This is a genomic window from Herbiconiux dendrobii, assembly GCF_052048175.1.
In the GTDB taxonomy this organism is placed as follows: domain Bacteria; phylum Actinomycetota; class Actinomycetes; order Actinomycetales; family Microbacteriaceae; genus Herbiconiux.
The window spans coordinates 365,869-385,203 of record NZ_JBLZQV010000003.1; the positions used below are offsets into that span (position 1 = coordinate 365,869).

The 19,335-nt window shown below is 71.7% G+C and carries 20 protein-coding genes; 17 read left to right on the forward strand and 3 right to left on the reverse strand.

Annotated features, from left to right (window positions below; genetic code table 11):
• The first annotated feature begins 13 nt into the window (after positions 1 to 13).
• The 5 genes from aroQ to ACN4JJ_RS10700 are packed head-to-tail and all read left to right on the forward strand — an operon-like array spanning position 14 to position 5,929.
• Positions 14 to 532 carry a type II 3-dehydroquinate dehydratase gene (gene aroQ / locus ACN4JJ_RS10680; protein WP_440709893.1) on the forward strand — a complete coding sequence of 173 codons (519 nt, stop codon included), beginning with the start codon at positions 14 to 16 and terminating at the stop codon, positions 530 to 532.
• The gene (locus ACN4JJ_RS10685) at positions 529 to 1,422 is read left to right on the forward strand and encodes a shikimate dehydrogenase (protein ID WP_440709894.1); all 894 of its coding nucleotides are present in this window, start codon (positions 529 to 531) and stop codon (positions 1,420 to 1,422) included. Before aroQ ends, ACN4JJ_RS10685 begins: the two co-directional genes overlap by 4 nt.
• Complete coding sequence (locus ACN4JJ_RS10690; RefSeq protein WP_440709895.1) at positions 1,423 to 3,561, forward strand: sugar phosphate isomerase/epimerase and 4-hydroxyphenylpyruvate domain-containing protein; 2,139 nt, start codon at positions 1,423 to 1,425, stop codon at positions 3,559 to 3,561. It begins immediately after the preceding gene.
• Between the two features lie 43 nt (positions 3,562 to 3,604).
• Entirely contained in the window at positions 3,605 to 4,972 is a 1,368-nt protein-coding gene (locus tag ACN4JJ_RS10695) for an MFS transporter (protein WP_440709896.1), read from the forward strand.
• Between the two features lie 9 nt (positions 4,973 to 4,981).
• Positions 4,982 to 5,929 (forward strand): N-acyl homoserine lactonase family protein, encoded by a 948-nt coding sequence (locus ACN4JJ_RS10700; protein ID WP_440709897.1) that lies wholly within the window; start codon positions 4,982 to 4,984, stop codon positions 5,927 to 5,929.
• 110 nt (positions 5,930 to 6,039) lie between these two features.
• On the opposite strand, the gene ACN4JJ_RS10705 is transcribed toward ACN4JJ_RS10700, so the two are convergent.
• A complete protein-coding gene (locus ACN4JJ_RS10705; RefSeq protein WP_440709898.1) occupies positions 6,040 to 6,918 on the reverse strand; it encodes a CE1 family esterase in 879 nt (292 codons plus the stop codon).
• 81 nt (positions 6,919 to 6,999) lie between these two features.
• Between ACN4JJ_RS10705 and ACN4JJ_RS10710 the strand changes: the two genes are divergently transcribed.
• The 3 genes from ACN4JJ_RS10710 to ACN4JJ_RS10720 are packed head-to-tail and all read left to right on the forward strand — an operon-like array spanning position 7,000 to position 7,983.
• On the forward strand, positions 7,000 to 7,344 hold the full coding sequence (locus ACN4JJ_RS10710) for a MerR family transcriptional regulator (RefSeq protein WP_440709899.1): 345 nt from the start codon (positions 7,000 to 7,002) through the stop codon (positions 7,342 to 7,344).
• A 52-nt stretch (positions 7,345 to 7,396) separates the two neighbouring features.
• Positions 7,397 to 7,642: a CopG family transcriptional regulator gene (locus ACN4JJ_RS10715; RefSeq protein ID WP_440709900.1), complete on the forward strand. Its 246-nt coding sequence runs from the start codon at positions 7,397 to 7,399 to the stop codon at positions 7,640 to 7,642.
• Positions 7,639 to 7,983, forward strand: a complete 345-nt coding sequence (locus tag ACN4JJ_RS10720; protein WP_440709901.1) for a type II toxin-antitoxin system PemK/MazF family toxin — start codon at positions 7,639 to 7,641, stop codon at positions 7,981 to 7,983. The genes ACN4JJ_RS10715 and ACN4JJ_RS10720 overlap by 4 nt, the downstream gene beginning before the upstream one ends.
• A 4-nt stretch (positions 7,984 to 7,987) precedes the next feature.
• On the opposite strand, the gene ACN4JJ_RS10725 is transcribed toward ACN4JJ_RS10720, so the two are convergent.
• The gene (locus tag ACN4JJ_RS10725; protein ID WP_440710294.1) at positions 7,988 to 8,317 is read right to left on the reverse strand and encodes a dihydrofolate reductase family protein; all 330 of its coding nucleotides are present in this window, start codon (positions 8,315 to 8,317) and stop codon (positions 7,988 to 7,990) included.
• A gap of 149 nt (positions 8,318 to 8,466) precedes the next feature.
• Here ACN4JJ_RS10725 and ACN4JJ_RS10730 point away from each other — a divergent pair, with 149 nt between their 5' ends.
• Positions 8,467 to 9,006: a hypothetical protein gene (locus ACN4JJ_RS10730; RefSeq protein ID WP_440709902.1), complete on the forward strand. Its 540-nt coding sequence runs from the start codon at positions 8,467 to 8,469 to the stop codon at positions 9,004 to 9,006.
• Here ACN4JJ_RS10730 and ACN4JJ_RS10735 read toward each other — a convergent pair.
• Entirely contained in the window at positions 8,970 to 10,307 is a 1,338-nt protein-coding gene (locus ACN4JJ_RS10735; RefSeq protein WP_440709903.1) for an MFS transporter, read from the reverse strand. The genes ACN4JJ_RS10730 and ACN4JJ_RS10735 overlap by 37 nt on opposite strands.
• 90 nt (positions 10,308 to 10,397) lie before the next feature.
• Here ACN4JJ_RS10735 and ACN4JJ_RS10740 point away from each other — a divergent pair, with 90 nt between their 5' ends.
• The 8 genes from ACN4JJ_RS10740 (at position 10,398) to nikE (ending at position 19,326) form a co-directional block, all read left to right on the forward strand.
• The gene (locus tag ACN4JJ_RS10740) at positions 10,398 to 11,039 is read left to right on the forward strand and encodes a helix-turn-helix domain-containing protein (RefSeq protein WP_440709904.1); all 642 of its coding nucleotides are present in this window, start codon (positions 10,398 to 10,400) and stop codon (positions 11,037 to 11,039) included.
• A gap of 41 nt (positions 11,040 to 11,080) precedes the next feature.
• Entirely contained in the window at positions 11,081 to 11,980 is a 900-nt protein-coding gene (locus ACN4JJ_RS10745) for a dihydrodipicolinate synthase family protein (RefSeq protein ID WP_440709905.1), read from the forward strand.
• Positions 11,977 to 13,167 carry an MFS transporter gene (locus ACN4JJ_RS10750; RefSeq protein ID WP_440709906.1) on the forward strand — a complete coding sequence of 397 codons (1,191 nt, stop codon included), beginning with the start codon at positions 11,977 to 11,979 and terminating at the stop codon, positions 13,165 to 13,167. Before ACN4JJ_RS10745 ends, ACN4JJ_RS10750 begins: the two co-directional genes overlap by 4 nt.
• 120 nt (positions 13,168 to 13,287) lie before the next feature.
• On the forward strand, positions 13,288 to 13,896 hold the full coding sequence (locus ACN4JJ_RS10755) for a cupin domain-containing protein (protein WP_440709907.1): 609 nt from the start codon (positions 13,288 to 13,290) through the stop codon (positions 13,894 to 13,896).
• Between the two features lie 167 nt (positions 13,897 to 14,063).
• The gene (locus tag ACN4JJ_RS10760; protein WP_440709908.1) at positions 14,064 to 15,665 is read left to right on the forward strand and encodes an ABC transporter substrate-binding protein; all 1,602 of its coding nucleotides are present in this window, start codon (positions 14,064 to 14,066) and stop codon (positions 15,663 to 15,665) included.
• A 111-nt stretch (positions 15,666 to 15,776) separates the two neighbouring features.
• Positions 15,777 to 16,787, forward strand: a complete 1,011-nt coding sequence (locus tag ACN4JJ_RS10765) for an ABC transporter permease (RefSeq protein ID WP_440709909.1) — start codon at positions 15,777 to 15,779, stop codon at positions 16,785 to 16,787.
• Positions 16,788 to 16,789: 2 nt separating this feature from the next.
• A complete protein-coding gene (locus ACN4JJ_RS10770) occupies positions 16,790 to 17,668 on the forward strand; it encodes an ABC transporter permease (protein WP_440709910.1) in 879 nt (292 codons plus the stop codon).
• Positions 17,665 to 19,326 (forward strand): nickel ABC transporter ATP-binding protein NikE, encoded by a 1,662-nt coding sequence (gene nikE / locus ACN4JJ_RS10775; protein ID WP_440709911.1) that lies wholly within the window; start codon positions 17,665 to 17,667, stop codon positions 19,324 to 19,326. Before ACN4JJ_RS10770 ends, nikE begins: the two co-directional genes overlap by 4 nt.
• Positions 19,327 to 19,335 lie beyond the last annotated feature (9 nt).

The window sequence follows — 19,335 nt, forward strand, 5'->3', positions numbered from 1 at the left end:
CGGAGATCACTCAATGACGAATCCTCCCGGGGTCACCCCCGCAGGGCCCACCCGCTCGGGCACCCCGCTCCCCCGCATCCTGGTGCTCAACGGACCCAACCTGAACCTGCTCGGCACGCGGGAGCCCTCGCTCTACGGCCACGACACGCTGGCCGACGCCGAGAAGCTCGCCGTCGAGGCGGGTGCCCGCGCCGGGGTCGCGGTGGAATGCCTGCAGAGCAATCACGAGGGCGTGCTCATCGACCGCATCCAGGCCGCCCGCGGCACTGCGGCAGACGCAGAGGGCGCAGTGGCGGGCATCGTGCTGAACGCCGGCGGCCTCACCCACACCTCGGTCGCGCTGCGCGACGCGCTGGCCGCCGTGGCCATCCCCTTCGTGGAGGTGCACGTGAGCAACGTGCACGCCCGCGAAGAGTTCCGGCACCACTCCTTCCTCTCGGCGAACGCCTCGGCAGTCATCGTGGGGGCGGGCATCGCCGGCTACGGCTGGGCCGTCGAACTGCTCGCCCGACGAACGGCGGCGGCATCATGACGCGCCGCTACCTGGTGGGCCTGATCGGCGCCGGCATCACCGAATCGCTCACCCCACCCATGCACGAACGCGAGGGCCGGGCGCTCGGCTTCGACTACGAGTACCGCGTGCTCGACATCCTCGAGCTCGGCCGCCGTCCGGAGGAGATCGGGGCGATGCTCGCCGAGGCCTGGGCCAAGGGCTTCGACGCCGTGAACGTGACGCATCCCTGCAAACAGCTCGTCATCGCCGAGCTCGACGCCCTCACCCCCGACGCCGAGCGGCTCGGCGCCGTGAACCTCGTCACCCGCGGCCCCGAGGGCACCCTGGGGCACAACACCGACTGGACCGGGTTCCGCCGCGCCTTCCGCGACGGCCTGCCCGGCGCCGCCGTCGACCTCGTGGCGCAGATCGGCGCCGGTGGGGCGGGAGCCGCCACCGGCTACGCCCTCCTCGACGCTGGAACCCGGCACCTCCTGCTGGTCGACGCCGATCTCGAGCGCGCCGAGTCCCTCGCCCGCTCGCTCGGCGAGCTCTTCCCCGACCGCCGCGTCGACGCCCGCAGCGCCCTCGACGACGCCGAGTTCGGCGCGCTCGACGGCGTGGTGCACGCCACCCCCACCGGCATGAAAGAGCACCCGGGCACCGCCTTCGACGTGGCCGCCCTCGCCCCCACCGCCTGGCTCGCCGAGGTGGTGTACCGCCCGCTCGACACCGAGCTGCTGCGGGCGGCACGCGCCCGCGGCCTGCGCACCCTCGACGGCGGACGGATGGCGGTGGGCCAGGCCGTCGACGCCCTGCACCTGATCACCGGCGTCGAACCCGACGGCGAGCGGATGCGCGCCCACTTCCTCGACCTGGTCGACGCCGACGAGCGCGCCGCCGAACGAACCGCCCGGGCGGCGGTCTAGATGCGCACCTCCATCGCCACCGTCTGCGTGAGCGGCACCCTGGCCGAGAAGCTCGAGGCCGTGGCCGCCGCCGGCTTCGACGGCATCGAGCTGTTCGAAGCCGACCTGGTGACCAGCCCGCTCTCCCCCGAGGAAGTGGCCGGCCGCTGCGCCGACCTCGGCCTCACCATCGACCTCTACCAGCCGTTCCGCGACTTCGAGGGCGTGGAGCCGAGCGTGCTCACCGCCAATCTGCGGCGAGCCGAGCGCAAGTTCGAGCTGATGCACCGCCTCGGCACCGACCGCATCCTGGTGTGCTCCAATGTGGGCACCGCCACCGTTCCCTACGACGAGACCGCGGTCGACCAGCTCGGGAAACTGGCCGAGCTGGCCGCCGAGCACGAGGTCGTCGTGGCCTACGAGGCACTGGCCTGGGGCAAGTACGTCTCCACCTACGACCACGCCTGGCGCATCGTGGAGCAGGTCGCGCATCCGGCACTCGGCGTCTGCCTCGACAGCTTCCACATCCTCTCCCGCGGCAGTTCGCTCGACACCATCGCCGACATCCCCGGCGAGAAGATCGCCTACGCGCAACTGGCCGACGCACCCCGGATGAACCTCGACGTGCTCAGCTGGAGCCGGCACTACCGGCTCTTCCCGGGCGAAGGCTCGTGGGACCTGGCCGATTTCGTGGCGCGGATGCTCGCCACCGGCTACACCGGTCCGCTCTCGCTCGAGGTGTTCAACGACGTGTTCCGCGAGAGCGACCCGCGGGTCACCGCCGTCGACGCGCGGCGATCGCTCGTGGCGCTCGAGGACGAGGTGGCCAGGCGCAACGGCGACAGCGCGCTCGAGGTGCTTCCCGCGCCGATCGAGCTCGGCGGGTTCAGCTTCGTCGAGCTCGCGCCGGGGGTCTCCGACCCGGGCGCCGTCGACGGGTCCGGCGCGGAGTCGGGCCCCGATGCGAATTCCGGCGCAGGCTCCTCGTCGGACGTCGAGCGGATGCTGCGGGCACTGGGTTTCACCGAGACAGGCTCGCACCGGCGTAAGAACGTGGCGCTCTGGCAGCAGGGAGACGCACGGATCGTGGTGAACCATGGGCTCGAGGCTGCCTCGGCGGGCATCGCCGCACTCGGCTTCGACGTGCGCGAAGTGCGCGAGGCCGCAGCCCGGGCGGATGCGCTGCAGAACGACGTGCTGCATCGCGACCACCGCGCCGGCGAGGACGAACTGCTCGCCGTGCGGGCGCCCGACGGCACTGAGGTCTATTTCAGCGAGCTGACGTCCGGCACCGGCGGGAGCGCCGACCGCCGGTGGACCGAGGAGTTCGGCACCGCGGACACCGGCACCGCGGAGTTCGGCACCGCGGACACCGGCACCGCGGGGTTCGGCACCGCGGACATCGGCACCGCGGAGTTCGGCACCGGAGAACCCGGCACCGCGGAGTTCGGCGACGGGGACACCGGCACCGCGAAGTACGGCGACGGCGACGCGCCCGACTCGTCCGAGCATCCGCTGCGCATCGACCACGTCGCCCTCGTGCAGCCCTGGGACCGCGTGGAGGAGGCCGTGCTGTTCTACCGCAGCCTGCTCGACCTCACCGCGACCGAGTTCGTCGACGTGCCGGGAGCCAGCGGTCTCGTGCGCTCGCGCAGCCTCGTGTCGCCGGCCGGCGGCATCCGATTGGCCCTGAACGCCCTGCCCGATCACGCTCGCGACGACTCCGACTACCCCAACCACATCGCCCTCGTCACCGACGACCTGCTCGGCCTGCTGCGGCGGCTCGACGGGCTGCCGCTGCTCGAGGTGCCGGGCAATTACTACGACGACCTCGACGCGCGGTACGGGCTCGCCCCCGAACTGCTCACCGAGCTGCGGGCGGCGAACGTGCTGCTCGACCGGGCCGGGGACGGCGAGTTCCTGCACGTGTACACGCGGCCGGTCGGCCGGGTGTTCTTCGAGCTGATCGAGCGTCGCGACGGCTACGACGGCTACGGGGCGGCCAACGCCCCGGTACGCCTGGCTGCGCAACGACGACTCACCGGCACCGTCGCATCCGGCACCGTCGCGTCCGGCACCGTCGCATCCGGTACCAGCCCGTCCGGTATGAGCCCGTCCGGTATGAGCCCGGCGGCCCCCATCCCTTCCCGCACCACCTGACCGCACCAGCCGGCCTTCGGGCTACCCTTCGAAAGGATCAATGATGACCTCTCTCCCCTCCTCCCCGGCAGCCGCCGGCGCGCCGCACGCCGGCAATCCGAGGCGTGCCGCCACCGCCGCCTGGATCGGCAGCGCGTTGGAGTACTACGACTTCTTCATCTACGGCACCGCTGCCGCGCTGGTGTTCGGCCGCATCTTCTTCGCCGGCAATGACCCCATCATCGCCACCCTGCTGGCCGTGGCCACCTTCGGCGTCGGCTACCTGGCCCGTCCGCTCGGAGCGCTCGTGCTCGGGCACATGGGCGACCGCTTCGGCCGCAAGCGCGTGCTGGTGTTCACCGTGCTGCTGATGGGTGTGGCCACCTTCTTGGTGGGCTGCCTTCCCACCTACGACCAGATCGGGGCGTGGGCTCCGGTGTTCCTGGTGGTGCTGCGACTGTGCCAGGGGTTCTCGGCCGGCGGCGAGCAGGCCGGGGCCAACTCGATGTCGCTGGAGCATGCGGGCGAGGGCCGGCGCGCCTTCGTGACGAGCTTCACGATGAGCGGAACGCAGGCCGGGCAGATCCTCGCGACGGGCATCTTCATCCCCGTGGCGCTGCTGCCCGAAGACCAGCTGCTCAGCTGGGGCTGGCGGCTGCCGTTCTGGCTGAGCGCGATCGTGGTGGTGGTGGCGTTCCTCATCCGTCGCACACTCGAAGAGACCCCTGTGTTCGAGCAGGAGAAGGCGAGCGGGCAGGTCTCCGAGGCGCCGCTGAAGGTGCTGCTCCGCGATCACTGGCGCACGGTGCTGCGGGTCGTCGCGGCCGCCCTGATCGCCTCGGTGAGCACGATCTTCACCGTCTACGCCCTCACCTACGCCGTGAACACGGTGGGGCTGGACCGCACCTCGATGCTCTGGGTGGGCGTGCTGGCGAACGTCGTGGCGCTCGGCGCCATCCCGTTCTGGGCCCGGATCTCCGACCGCGTGGGCCGCAAGCCCGTGTTCATCGGCGGCTCGATCGGCTGCGCGGTGCTGATGTTCGGCTACCTCTGGGCGATCTCGGTGGGCAACTACGCCCTCATCTTCCTCATCGGAATCGTGATGTTCGGCTTCGTGCACAGCGCCACCGGCGGGGTGTGGCCGGCCACGTACGGTGAGTGGTTCCCCACCAAGGTGCGCCTCTCGGGCACCGCGCTCGGCACCCAGATCGGCTTCGCCATCGCGGGCTTCGCACCTACCATCGCGGTGGCGATCTCGGGCGACGGGCCGGACTCCTGGCTGATCGTCGCGGTCTTCCTGTCGGTGCTGGTGGCCATCAACGTGGTGGCGATCGCCACCGCGAAGGAGACCTTCCGGGTGCCGATGGAGAAGCTGGGGCTCCGCGAGCCCCGCGCCGCCGACCGGGAGCGCGCCGGCGCCGTGGCAGAGTAGCGAGCAGCTATGAGCAGCCCGCAGCAGCATCCGTCGACGCCATCCTCGTCGTCGGTTCCGTCGTCGACCTCGTCGGTGCCGTCGGTGTCGCCGTCACCGATCCGGCGGCCGGATTCGCCGAGCGAGTTCCGCGTGTACGCGGTGCGGTACGCGACGCGCTCGGGGCTGCGCGGGCAGCACTTTCACGGAATCACGCGCGACTGGGATGCGCCGCACGAGACCGCCTACTTCGTCTGGCTGGCGGTCTCGGCGACGCAGACCGTGGTGGTGGATGCGGGCATCCACCCGGAGCGGGCGGCCACGGTGCCCGAGATCGCGTACCGGGGCTCGCCGCCCGAGCTGCTCGCCGAGCTCGGCATCGCGCCCGAGCAGGTCGACACCCTCGTGCTGACGCACCTGCACTACGACCACACCGGAACCGTCGCGCTCTTCCCGAACGCCCGCATCGTGGTGCAGCAGGCCGAGCTCGACTATTGGACGGGGCCGCTCGCCGCCCGCATCGTGCGCGAGCGCTGGCTGATGGAGCCCGCCGACGTGGCGCACGTGCGGGCGGCCCTCGCTTCCACGTCGGATGCGCATCCGGGCGGGGAGGCGGCCCCCGCGACGGCGACGGATGCGCATCCGGGCGGGGCGGTCGCGGTCTCCGGCGACGCCGAGCTGGCCCCCGGCCTCTCGGTGCACCTCGTGGGCGGCCACACGGCGGGCATGCAGGTGGTGCGCTTCGCCACCGCGGCGGGCCCCTTCGTCGTCGCCTCCGACGCGGCCCACTACTACGAGAACATCGAGGACGACCGGCCCTTCGAGATCCTGCACGACGTGCCCGGCATGTACCTCGGATTCGACCGCATCAACGAGCTCGCCGGCAGCCCGGCCCGCGTCGCCCCCGGCCACGACCCCGAGGTCTTCACCCGTCATCCGCCCCTCCCCGGCCACCCCGACGTGAGCCGCCTGGCCTGAGCCCGCCCGACGTGACCCGGCTGGCCCGGCGCGGCGCGACCTGGCCCGGCGGGGCTCGGCTCGGCGCGGATCGGATCGGATCGGCTCGGCTCGACTCGGCGGAAGGCCCCTCAGGCGGATCGGCCAAGTGCCCTAAGGGTCTCGAGAACGATGTCGTCGATGCGGCGGTCCGCTCCCGTTCGGCCGAGCACCGCAGGGGCCGGCTTCGCCCCGGGCACGGTGTGTCCGCCGCCGTGGACCGTGTACAGGGTGACGGACGGGCGGCCCGCCTCCCGGTACTTGGTCTCCTCCATCCGGGGACGCCGGCGCGGGGCGGGCGCTGCGAGGACAGGTGCGACCGTGGGCGCGGCGGTGATGCCGTTGCGCCGGGCGAAGTACTCGGCCGTGGCCGGCGCGGAGAGAGCCACTCCCCCGACCTTGAACATCGCGCGCGCCCACCAAGCCATCCGTCCGCCCTCGTAAGGGACGATCCGGTCCGCTGTCCCGGCCACGAGAGTGACGGGAATGGGGTGCTCCGACGTCTCCGAGAAGGGGCCGAGGAAGCCGGCCCGATCGGGCATGGTCGCGGCCACGACCACCGCGCCCGCGAGGAGATCCGGAGCGTCATGGATGAGGCGGAAAACCATCTGGCCGCCGTTGGAGTAGCCGACGCCCACGACCCGGCGCGGATCGACGCGGTGGGATCGGCGCACGGAGTCGACCACGGCACGCGCGAACGCGACGTCATCCACCTGCTCCCGGCGGGCCGGGAAGGAGCTCTCGGCGCGGGCGTCGTTCCAGTTGCCGCGGTAGCCGTCGAGGTAGACCACCACCGCCCGGCCGTCGGTCGCGAGGCGGTCGAGCGCGCCTCCCGTGAAGCGGCGGTGGGTCTCGCCGTCCTGTTTCGAGCCGTGGAAGACCAGCACGAGGGCACGGCCATCGGCACCGTCGGCCTCTCCGATCACCGTGAACGAGCGGGTGCGGCCGGCGGCCGTGACTGTTGAACGCATGAGACATCCTTCGTGTTCGGACGGACCTCGCCCGGACACCGTCACGCTAGACTCTGACATCATGTCAAGGTCAAACGCGCGATGAAGATCGGCGAAGTCAGCCGGCGCAGCGGCGTGAGCGCGCGGTCGCTCCGGTACTACGAGCAGCACGGGCTCCTCTCCGCGCGTCGCGAGTCGAACGGCTATCGCGAGTACGACGACTCGACGGTGGAGCGCGCCGAGATCATCCACATGCTCTTCGGCATGGACTTTCCGCGTGAGGTCGTGCTGTCGGTGCTGGCCTGCACCGGTGACGCTCCGGATGCCGCGCACGACGCCCTCGCGGAGCAGCTCGTGCACGTGCGGGAGGGCCTGGCGGAGCGCATCGAGCGGCTCACCGCCACGCACCGGCGCGTGAGTTCGTTCCTGGACGAGCGTGGCCTCTGAAGCATTGCCCGAATCTCCGCGCACGGAGAGTATGACTTGTTATACTCGGAACATGAAGACTGCGATCTCCGTCCCCGACGGCGACTTCGACCGGTTCGAGAGGATCGCTTCACGCCATGGCATGAACCGATCGGAGTTCTATCGCCTCGCCGCCAGCCGGCTCGCCGATGAGCTGGAAGGCGAACGAGAACTCACCTCCCTGGCCAACGCGGTGATCAAGCGGGCAGGTCAGCCTTCCGGTGATGGCGTGTTCCTGGGGGAGAACGCCCGCCGGCAGCTCGAGTCCACCGACTGGTGATCGCGTACGGCGATGTCGTCTGGGTGGACTTCGGATCTCCTCGCGGTTCGGAGCCGGCCAAGATCCGGCCCGCGGTCGTGCTGCAGGAGGACTGGCTGCTTGCGACCGACATCAATACGGTGCTCGTCGTTCCGCTCACCTCCAACACGGCGCTGGAAGGATTCCCCGGCAACGTTGCGATCCCCGTCGAGGCCTCCGGGCTCGACCGGGATTCGGTTGCCGTCGTGTCACAGCTCGGCCCGGTGAGCCGGGAGTACCTCGACCCCTATCCCGTCGGCCGAATTCCGGCATACCTCCTGACCAGGATCGGAGCCGGAGTGCGGCTGGTCACGGGAGTCTAGGAACTCACGCGGCGGTGGGCCGGTAGAGCAGTGACACCGCCCCCGACCGGAACTCCTGGCGCTCGACGAGTTCGAGCTGCATCCGCTCGCGCAGGCCGGCGAACAGGGTCGGCCCGTGGCCGGCGATCACCGGGTGCACCACGAACGCATACTCGTCGATCCGGCCGAGAGTGCTCGATACGACGTACTTCTTCGTGCCGTCGATGGTCTCGGCGAACGGGATATCCCACTCGCCCATCCAGTCCGGCCATCCGCCCGAGGCCGGACGCCGCCAGGCCGCCTCCATCATCTCGTAGGTCTCCCGGCCGTACAGCAGGGCATCCGCGCGGTCGATCTCGGCGGTCCACTAGCGCATCGACTCCTCGTCGGTGAGGGGCTCACATAAGGTCGGAGCGACGGCCACTACCACCACCTTTGCCCGCCCGCTCGGATGCGGCGTCAACGTTCGTCGAATAGCGTTCCGGCATGTTTTCCATGCGACGTGTGAGGATCTCTGGAGCGACGATCGCGGCCGCGGGCCTGCTGATGCTGAGCGCGTGCTCTGCTGAACCCGAGGCTCCGGAGGTCGCGGAGTCGAGTTCGGCGCCCGCCAGCCCGACCCCTTCACCCGACCCGACCGCCGCGGCGATGGCCGCAGCGGCGGCAGACGAGAAACTGCTCCCCCTACCGGCCGACGACATCAAGGAGTGGGCGGAGACCGCCGTACCGGGCGCGGAGACAGAAGGCCATCAGAGCAGCTATTCGGGGTGGCTGAGCCAGCATTCCTCGCCGCGACTCGTCAACACCGACAACACGATCGACGCCGGGACGTATCAGGTGCAGCTCGCCTGCCGCGGCGAGGGCACCATCACCGTCTCGGTGCACCCCCTCGACACCGAGCCCGGCGAGGAGGCGGTCGTGTGCCAGAACAGCACCATCGCCTTCACCGCCTCGACCCCCACGCCGGGCCTCGTCTCGGAGTTCACGCTCGACGGGGCCCCGACCATCTACGCCATGTCGTTCGTTCTGGCCCCCACCCCGTAACGACGGGCGGGGAGAGCCACCAGCGACAGGAGCGCCGTGAGAGCGGAGGCTCCGAAGACGATCCCCGTGACCGCCGACGTGCCGGCGGCTCCGACGAGCGCGCCCGCTGCGAGGGTGCCGGCGCCGACTCCGAGGGTCATGGCGCTGACGACCCAGCCGTTCGCCTCGGTGAGCGCGGCGGCGGGGCTGAGCTGCGCGATCCGTTCGAAGACCTGGCCCAGGGTCGGCGGGAGCATCAGGCCCGAGATGCCGGCTGCGATGACGTAGGCCCAGGTGGGGAGCGCGGTCGCGGCGAGCGGGAGGTAGCCGACGGCGAGGAGCACACCGCACACGGTGAGCAGGCGCGCCGGAGTCGAGCCCAGGGGACGAATGCCGACGACCGTCGCACCGACGAGGGCGCCGACCGCGTTCACAGCGAGGATCCACCCGGCGAGCCCCTCGGAGGTGCGGGCCGCCTCGGAGGCGGTGGCGATGATGGTGAGCGCCCCGACGGGCACGCCGATGCCGAACGTGAACACGGCGACCCGCGCGACCGCCGGCATGAGGATGGGCGAACGGACACCCGGACGGGCGGCGGCATCGGGATGGGCGGCGGCACCCGGATGAGCGGCGACGCCGGGACGGGCGGCCGCATCCGGATGAGCGGCGACACCGGGACGAGCGGCGCTACCGGGACGGGCGGCGACGCCGCTGCGCGGGTGGGCCGAGGCCGCGCGCGGCGCGGGGTTCAGGATGAACGCGAGCGCGCCGACCAGGCCGAGACCTCCCGCGAAGAGCAGGTTGCCGACCGGGCCGAAGAGCGCGATGCCGACGACGGTGAGCAGCGGGCCCAGGATGAAGATGATCTCCTGGGCACCGGCATCCAGACTGAAGGCCGCCTTCAGCTGCGGGCCGGGAGCCACGAGCCGCGGCCACAGCGCCCGCAGGGCCGGCTCGAGGGGCGGCGTGAACACCCCGGCGGCCGCGGCGAGCGCCACCGCCAGACCCGGCGAGGGCGCGAGGGTCAGCGCCATGCCCGTGAAGGCGAGAAAGCTCAGGATGCCGCTGACCGCCAGAACCGCGACCTGACCGACGCGGTCGATCAGCCGGCCGAGGAGCGGCTGCCCCACCGCCCCGGCGACGACGTAGACCGCGGTGATGAGCCCGGCGAAGCCGAAGTCGCCGCTGGTGGAGCGCACGAGCTGCACGATCGCGAGGGCGGCCATCGCGCCGGGCAGGCGCCCGAGCAGCGAGGTGACCAGCAGGTACCCGGTGTGCCTGGTGCGCAGGACACCGACGACCGGGTAGGAGGGGCTTGGCACCCCACCAGTCTGACGGGTGGATCGCCGCGACAAGATATCCATCGACGCGGGTCGACATTTATTGCACCGATAGTGCACTACGATGCACTCATGGACGTCGACACTCCGAGCCTCGCCGCCGCGATCGGCGAACGCATCCGCCGGGAGCGTCAGGCGCGCGAATGGACGCTGGACCGCCTGTCCGAGGCGGCCGAGGTCAGCCGCCGCCAGCTCGTGAACGTCGAACAGGGCGAGGCGAACCCCAGCATCGGCACCTTGCTGGCCCTGAGCGACGCACTCGGCATCTCGCTCGCCGCCCTGGTGGAGCCGCCGACCGCGCGACTGGTGAAGATCCATCGCTCGGGCGAAGGCGCCGAACTGTGGGCCGGCGCTCACGGCGGCCGGGCCGTGCTGCTGATCGGCACCCAGCCTCCCGACGTGGTGAACCTCTGGGACTGGCGGATGAACCCGGGCGAACGGCACGAGAGCAGGCCCCACCCCCGGGGCTGCCGCGAGGTGCTGCACGTGGTCGCGGGCACGGTGACCCTCGATGTGGCCGAAGACCGGTACGTCCTCGGCCCGGACGACTCGATCACCTTCCCGGGCGACGTCGCCCACGCCTACTCGAACGAGTCCGGCGAGCCCGGCAAGCCCGGTGAGCCCGGTGAGCCCGGTGAGCCCGCCCACTTCTCGCTGACGGTCTACCAGCCGCAGTCGAGCGCGGCCCGCGAGACGCACGCCCCCGACGCCTGACCACGATTCCTGACCACGAAGCCCGACCGATCGGAGCACCGATGTTCACCGGCCTGAGCGCCTTTCCCCTCACCCCGCTCCGCGACGACGCGTTCGACGAAGCCGCCTACGCGCGGCTGCTCGAGCGCCTGGTCTCGGCCCGCGTCGACTCGATCACCGCCCTCGGATCGACGGGCTCGTACCTGTACCTCGACCGCGACGAGCGGCGCCGGGTGGCGGCCGCCGCGGTGCAGCACGCCGGCCACATCCCGGTGATGGTGGGGATCGGCGCCCTGCGCACCTCGCAGGTGCAGCGTCATGCCGAGGATGCGCAGCAGGCGGGCGCCCGCGCGGTGCTGCTGGCGCCGGTCACCTACCAGGCGCTCGGCGACGACGAGGTGTTCGGCCTGTTCGAGGACGTCACGGCCGGACTGTCGGTACCCCTCGTGGTCTACGACAACCCGGGCACCACGCACGTCACCTTCACCGACGACCTCTACGCCCGGATCGCCGCCCTGCCGAACGTGGCGTCGATCAAGATCCCGGGCATCCCGTCCGACCCCCAGGAGGCCGCCGAGCGCATCCGGACGATCCGCGATCGCGTCCCCGGCACGGTCACCGTCGGGATCTCGGGCGACAGCGCCGCCGCCCGGGGCCTGAACGCCGGATGCGACGCCTGGTACTCCGTCATCGGCGGCACCCTCCCGGTGCCGGCGCGGGCGATCACGCACGCCGCACTCGCCGGGGACCACGCGGCCGCGGCGGCCGAATCCGCGCGGCTCGCGCCGCTCTGGGAGATGTTCGGCCGGCACGGCAGCTACCGGGTGACCGCGGCCATCGCCGAGCACCTCGGACTCGTCTCACCCGACAGCCTCCCCCGGCCGGTGCGCGGACTCGACGCGGCCGCCCGGAGACAGCTCGCGCAGATCGTCGTCGAGCTGCAGCTCGCGGATGAGGGATGACGGGTACCCATGCGCCACCCGCTCGGCCGCGGTGGGGGCTGACCCGGTACGTCGCCGCGGCGACGCTGGCCCGCACGGCCGACGGCGGAGGGGTCGTGGCGATCGTGCTCGTGGTGACCACGAGCGGTGCTCCGGGCTGGCTCGCCGGCCTCCTCGGTGCGAGCATCACCGCCCCGCACCTGCTCGGCCCGTTCCTCGCTCGCCGGCTCGACACCGCCCGGGACGGGCGCACCGTCATCGCCCTCGCCTGCCTCGTGCACGGCGCCGCCCTCGCCGCCGCGGTGCTGCTGTACCCGCTCGTCTGGCCCGTACTCACGGCGCTGCTCCTGTTCGCGTCGGGCCTGGTCGGGCCGTTCCTCACCGGCGGCATCAGCAGCCGCCTCCCCGCCATCGCCGGACCCGACCAGCACCACCAGCGTCGCGCGCAGGGCTGGGACGTGGCCACCTACGGGCTCGGTGGCACGATCGGCCCCACCATCGTGGCCGTCATCTCGGTGTGGGCCACGCCGACCGCCGCCGCGCTCGTGCTGGCCGGAGGCACCTTCGCCGCCGCCGTCCTCGTGCGTCTGCTTCCGTACGCCCCGCCGGCCGCGGCATCCGCCGACGTGCCCCGACCGCTGCGCACGCTCCGGATCATGGCCGCCTCCGGGCCCCTCCGCCGAACGCTGTACCTCACCACCACCGTCGCCGGCTCGGTCGCCGTGCTGCCCATCGTCGCCGTCTCCTCGACCGGGAGCCTCGGAGCCGCCGCCGGGGCCGGAGCCGCCCTGACGGCCGTCTACGGCATCGGGAGCCTGCTCGGATCGGTGGGAGTGATGGTGCGACCGCTGCGCGGCGGCGCCGACACCCTCATGACCCGCTTCGCCCTCGCCGTGGCCGTCACCCTCGTGGCCGTGACCCTCGTGCCGAACCTGGCGCTCGCCATCGTCGCGTACGCCGCGGCCGGCATCGCGAACTCCTTCCTCTTCGCCGCCACCCTCGCCGCCCGGAGCGAATACTCACCGGCCGCCGCACGCGGCCAGATCTTCGTGTGGGTGGGGGCGCTCAAGATCACCGCCGGTTCGGCCGGTACCGCGGTGGCCGGCGCGCTCGTCGCCACCGCGGTGCACCTGCCGACGATCCTCGCCGCCGTCCTCACCACGGCCGCGGCGACCGCCTCGATCATCGACCGCCGCACGCGGGTCTGACGGCGCGGCCCGTCGCACCCGCTACTGTGAGACGTTTAATACGAGTAAACGCATCGGTGCGGCGGATGGTCCGAACAGGAGCCTGACGTCGGGGGCCGCGACCTGAAGGGACGGACGTTCGTGCACGCAGCATCCGGAGACCGGGAACACGACCTCACCAACGACGTCGACGTCGTCGGCGAGCGCATCCGGAGCTTCCGCACCGAGCAGGGGCTGTCGCTGCGCGCGCTCGCCACGGCGAGCGGGCTCACGGTCGGCTTCCTCTCCCAGGTCGAGCGCGGGCTGAGCTCGATCGCGCTGTCGAGCCTGCGGTCGGTGGCCGCGGCCCTCGGGCACCCGATGGCCGACTTCTTCGTGCAGCCGCGCGCCGCCGAGACCGAACCGGAGGGTGTGGTCTTCACCCTCAACCGGGCCGCCGAGCAGGTGGAGCGCGTGGTCTCGGGCGGGCGGCACTACGAGATGCTCTCCGCCCGGGTGCCCGGCCTCATCCTCGAACCGATGCTGGTGTACATCGAGCCGGGAGGCGAGAAGGAGGAGTCGTCGCACCACGCCGGCGAGGAGTTCGCCTACGTGATCCAGGGCGAACTCACCTACGAGGTGGCCGGGGTCACGCATCGCCTCGGTGTGGGCGACAGCCTGCACCTGCGCTCCAACACGCCCCATTCGCTGCACAACGACACCGAGGAGCTCACCATCGTCGTCTCGGTGGTCACCCCGCGCCTGTTCTGACCCGATCCGGCGGACCCGGTCCGTTTTACGATCATGTTAAATGTCAGCGCCATGCGTGTTTAGTACGGTAAAACATCTGAAGGCCCTACCCATTCGCGAGGCCTGTTCCATCAGACATCAACCGTGCATCAGGACACCGTGGAGGACCCGTGGAATTCCCATCGCAAGTGACATCGAAACCGTTCCGCAGACTCGTCGTGGCCGGGGCCCTGCTCACCGCGGCCGCCCTCGGCCTCACCGGCTGCGTCGCCGGCCAGACCGCCCCGACGGAGTCCGCGGCATCCGAGCTCCGCATCGCCGTGCCCTCCTACCCGGGCAGCTGGGACCAGGACTTCGTGGCCTTCGACCCGGTGGCGCTGGCCCTGTTCAAGAACGTGTACCCCTACCTCGTCGACTACGGAGTCACGGATGTCGACGGCGGGCAGATCCTCGACACCGAGAACATCCTGCCCGCCTGGGCGGAGTCGTTCACCTCCGACGACGGCAAGCTGTGGACCCTCACCCTGCGTGAGGGTGCGACCTTCCCGAGCGGCAACCCCATCACGGCCGACGACGTCAAGTGGTCGAAGGATCGCGCCTTCGCGGCCCAGGCCAACGTGGCGGGCGTCTACTCCCTGATCGGCCTCACCGATCCCGAGCAGATCCAGGTCGTCGACGAGCGCACGGTGACCTTCGACCAGGCCTACCCCAGCGCCCTGACCCCTCAGATCCAGGCCATCAGCCTCTTCGTCTACGACTCGGTGCTGATGAAGGAGCACGCGACGGCGGATGACCCGTGGGCACAGGACTGGGCGGCGCAGAACCCCAGCGACGGCGGCCTCTACAACGTGGAGTCGTTCACGCCCGGCCAGGAGATCGTGCTGAAGGCCAACAAGGACTACCCGGCCGAGGACGGGCCCCTGACCGACACCATCCGGCTCACCGTCGTCTCCGACCCCGCCGCCGAGAGCGTGCTGCTGCAGAACGGCGACGTCGACATCGCGCTCGGGCTCGGCCGTCAGCAGATCGCCGACCTCGACGGCACGCCCGGCGTGCAGGTCATCTCCGCCCCCTCCAACGAGATGATCTACATCCCCCTGAACACCGCCGTGGCGCCGTTCGACGACCCGCTCGTGCGCCAGGCGGTCGCCTACGCGATGCCCTACGACGAAATCATCTCCACGGTCTACGGCGGCGACGCCCGGCGGCCGAAGAGCATCGTGCCGATCGACATGCCCGGCTACAGCGAGGACGGATTCCCGTACGAGCAGGACGTCGACAAGGCGAAGGCCCTGCTCGCCCAGGCCGGCGTGAGCGGCGTCACGGTCGAACTCGCCTACCAGGCCGAGAGCGACGAGCAGGAGCAGATCGCCATCCTCGTGCAGAACGCCCTCGCCGACGTGGGGATCACGGTCACCCCGACCCCGCTCGACCCGGCCGCCCTCGGCGCCCGCCGCGACGCGAAGGATCTGGCCATGCAGATCGCCTCGGGCCAGCAGTGGGTGAACGACGTCGAGTACCTCATGAACGGCTGGACCACCGGCGCGTACCTGAATTACGCGAACTACTCCAACCCTACGGTGGACGCCGACGTGGAGGCCTCGCACACCATCACCGACGAGGCGGAGCGCGAGGCCCTGTGGGCGGACGTGCAGAAGCAGTTCGCGACCGACGTGCCCGTGATCCCGCTGGCACAGCCGAACTACAACCTCCCCGTGCGGGACACCGTGTCGGGCTTCGTGCAGCCGGTCGACGGCCTGCTGCGCATGAAGTACCTCACGATCGAGTAGACCGCGTGCCGGGCGGCCGCCCCCGAGGCCGCCCGGCACGCTCCCCCCGCTGCGTCCGCCCCGCGGCCCCATCCGCTCCGCCGCCCGCCCGCTCCCCGCCGAAAGAGAAGCATGCGAATCGCCCGGTACATCGCCATCAGGATCGCGCTCGTCGTGCCGGTGCTGCTCGGCGTGATCGTGCTCACCTTCCTGCTGGTGCGCGTGCTCCCGGGCGATCCGGTGCAGGCCTTCGTGGGGCCCAACACCACGGCGGAGGATCTCGACGCCATCCGGCAGCGGCTCGGCCTCGACGCTCCGCTCTGGAGCCAGTTCCTCGACTATCTCGGGGGCATCTTCGTGGGCGACTTCGGCACGTCGATCCAGACCGGGGTGCCCGTCTCCACCGAGCTCGCCTTCCGCCTGGCGCCCACCCTCGAACTCGTCTTCCTCGGAGTCGGGCTCGCGGTGGTGGTGGCGATCGTGATCGGCATCATCTCCGCCCTGCGGGTGAACAGCCCGCTCGACCACACCAGCCGCATCACCTCGTTGGTGGGCACGGCGATGCCCGAGTTCTGGCTGGGTCTCATCCTCATCGTCATCGGCTACCAGCAGCTGGGCTGGTTCCCCGGGCCGAGCGGACGGATCGGGCGGGGACTGAACCCGACCCCCATCACCGGGGCCGAGGCGGTTGACGCCCTGCTCACGGGCAACGGGCCCGCGCTCGGTTCCGCCCTGCTCTACCTCGTGCTGCCCGTGCTGACCATCGCGGTCGGGGTGACGGCCTCGCTGCTGCGCAGCGTGCGCTCGGCGGCCATCGACATCCGGGCCGCCGCCCCCTGGTCGACCGCGCGGGCCCACGGCATCAGCGGCCGGCCGCTGGTCACGGGCTACCTGCTGCGCGGCACGGTCTCCCGCATCCCCACGCTCGCGGCCCTCGTGCTCGGCAACGTGCTGGGCGGCGTGGTGCTCGTGGAGTACGTCTTCTCCTGGCAGGGCATGGGCCAGTGGCTGCTGCGCGGCCTGCTCTACCGCGACTACCCCGTGGTGCAGGCCGGCGTGGTGATCATCGCCCTCGTCTACGCCGTCGCCTACCTCGTGGCCGATGTCATCCATGCCGCCCTCGACCCGAGAGTGAGGCTCTGATGGTGAGTGTCGGACCCGTCGGCGTGAACCGCCGGCTCCCCCGTTCTCAGGCACCCCGCGCCTCGCGCGGCTTCGGCGCCGTGATGATCTGGACGGGCGCCGCCCTCGTGGCCCTGGTGGTGCTCGCGAGCGTGTTCGCCCCGCTGCTGACGCCGTGGGGACCGATCGAGATCGACTCGAGCGCCATCCGCCAGCCGCCCGGGCCCGCGCACTGGCTCGGCACCGACGCCAACGGCATGGACGTCTTCAGCCGACTGCTGTACGCCGGCAGAGTCGACCTCGGCGTGGCCGTGGTGTCGGTCGCCGTGGCGGTGGTGGTGGGCTCGCTCATCGGCGCGGTGTCGGGCTACGTCGGCGGGGTGCTGGATGCCGTGGTGATGCGGCTGCTCGAAATCCTGCAGGCCTTCCCCACCTTCATCCTCGCCCTCGCCGTGGCCGCCCTGCTCGGCCCCGGCCTCGTGAACCTCACGATCGTGGTGGCCGTCGTCTCGATCCCCTCGTACGCCCGGCTGGTGCGCGCCGAGGTGCGCACCGTGCGGGAACTCGCCTACGTCGACGCCGCCCGCACCTCGGGCCTCGTGAGCGCCCGTGTGCTGCTGCGGCACGTCATCCCGAACAGCCTCGCCCCCGTGCGCATCGTGGCGCCGCTCAACGTGGGCTGGGCGATGCTCGCGCTCGCCGGGCTCAGCTTCCTCGGCCTCGGGGTGCCCGTGCCCCAGCCCGAATGGGGCGCGATGATCAGCCAGGGCACGAGCGACATCGTCGCCGGCCGCCTCTGGACCTCGGTGCCGCCCGGCCTCGCGCTCGTCGTGTGCGTGCTCGGCTTCAGCCTGCTGGGCGAGGGCCTCCAGGAACGCGAGACCCGCAGGAGGACCCGATGAACGTGCTGCTCGATGTGCGCGGCCTGACCGTGTCGATCCCCACCTCGGGAGCCACCGTCGAGGCGCTGCGGGGAGTGGACCTCACCGTGCGGGCGGGCGAGGTGGTTGGCCTCGTGGGCGAGAGCGGCGGCGGCAAGAGCATGCTCGCCCGGGCCACCATCGGCATGCTCCCCGCCCGGGCGCAGACCGGCGGCGAGGTGCTCTTCGGCGGCGACGACGTGCTCCGGATGCCGGAACCGCAGCTGCTCGAGCACCGCGGCCACGGCGTCGCCCTGTGCTTCCAGAACCCCCGTGCGGCGCTCGAGCCCTTGCGCACGGTGCGCAAGCAGCTCGCCGACCGGCTGCGGCTGCACCAGGGATCGACCGGCCCGGCGGCCACCGCGGAGTCGGTGCGGCTGCTGGAGGCCGTGGGCATCGTCGACACCGCCCGCGTGCTCGGCTCCTACCCTCACGAGCTCTCCGGCGGCATGGCGCAGCGCGTGATGATCGCGCTCTGCCTGGCCTGCGACCCCGGACTGCTGCTCGCCGACGAGCCCACCACGGGCCTGGACGTCACCCTCACCCGCGATGCCCTCGCGCTGCTGCGCTCGCTCGCCGTCGACCAGAACCGCGGTGTGCTGCTGATCTCGCACGACATCGCAGCGGCGGCCGAGGTGTGCGACCGCATCGTGGTGCTGCGCGCCGGCGAGGTGGTGGAGGAGGGGACGACGTCGCAGGTGCTCGGCGCCCCGCGGTCGGAGTACACCCGCACCCTGCTCGCCGCCGTGCCCGACATCGACCGGCCACTGCCGCGGGCGGCGGCCGCCGGCATCGGCGACACCGGCCCCGCCGCCCTCACGGGACTCGCTCCCGAGGCGCCTGCCGCCCCGCGCGGCGTGGTGGCCGAGGTGCGCGACGCCCACGTGCGCTACCGGGGCCGCATCGGCAGCGGCGGTCACCACGCCCTGCGCGGTGTCGATCTGACGGTGCGCCGCGGCGAGACCGTGGGCATCGTGGGCGAGAGCGGCTCGGGCAAGACGACGCTCGCCCGGATGCTGGTGGGGCTCGTGGCGCCGACCAGCGGCCGGGTCGAGGTGGCCGGGCACGACCTCGCGTCACTGCGGGGAGCCCGGCGGCGGGCACTGCGCCGATCCGTGCAGATGGTGTTCCAGGATCCGCTCGGCGCCCTCGATCCCCGGCGCACGGTGCTCGACGCGGTCACCGAGACCCTCCTCGCCCAGGGCGTCGACCGGCCCCGGCGCGAGCAGCGCGCCACCGAGGTGCTGCGGCGCACGGGGCTCGACGAGAGCTTCCTCTCCCGTCTGCCGCACGAGCTCTCCGGCGGGCAGGCCCAGCGGGTCGGCATCGCCCGGGCCCTCGTCTGCGAGCCCGAGCTGATCGTCTTCGACGAGCCCACGTCGGCACTCGACGTGACCGTGCAGGCCCAGATCCTCGACCTGATCACCGAGCTCGGTGCCGACGGCGAACGCGGCCAGCTCTTCGTCTCGCACGACCTCGCCACCGTGCGCTCCTTCTGCGACCGCGTGGTGGTGATCTACCGCGGCGAAGTCGTGGAAGAGGGCTCGACGGCCGAGGTCTTCGACGCACCCCAGCATCCGTACACCCGGCGCCTGCTCGCCGCGGCACCCCGCCTCGGCGGCCGAGCCGTCACCCCGTGAAAGGACGGT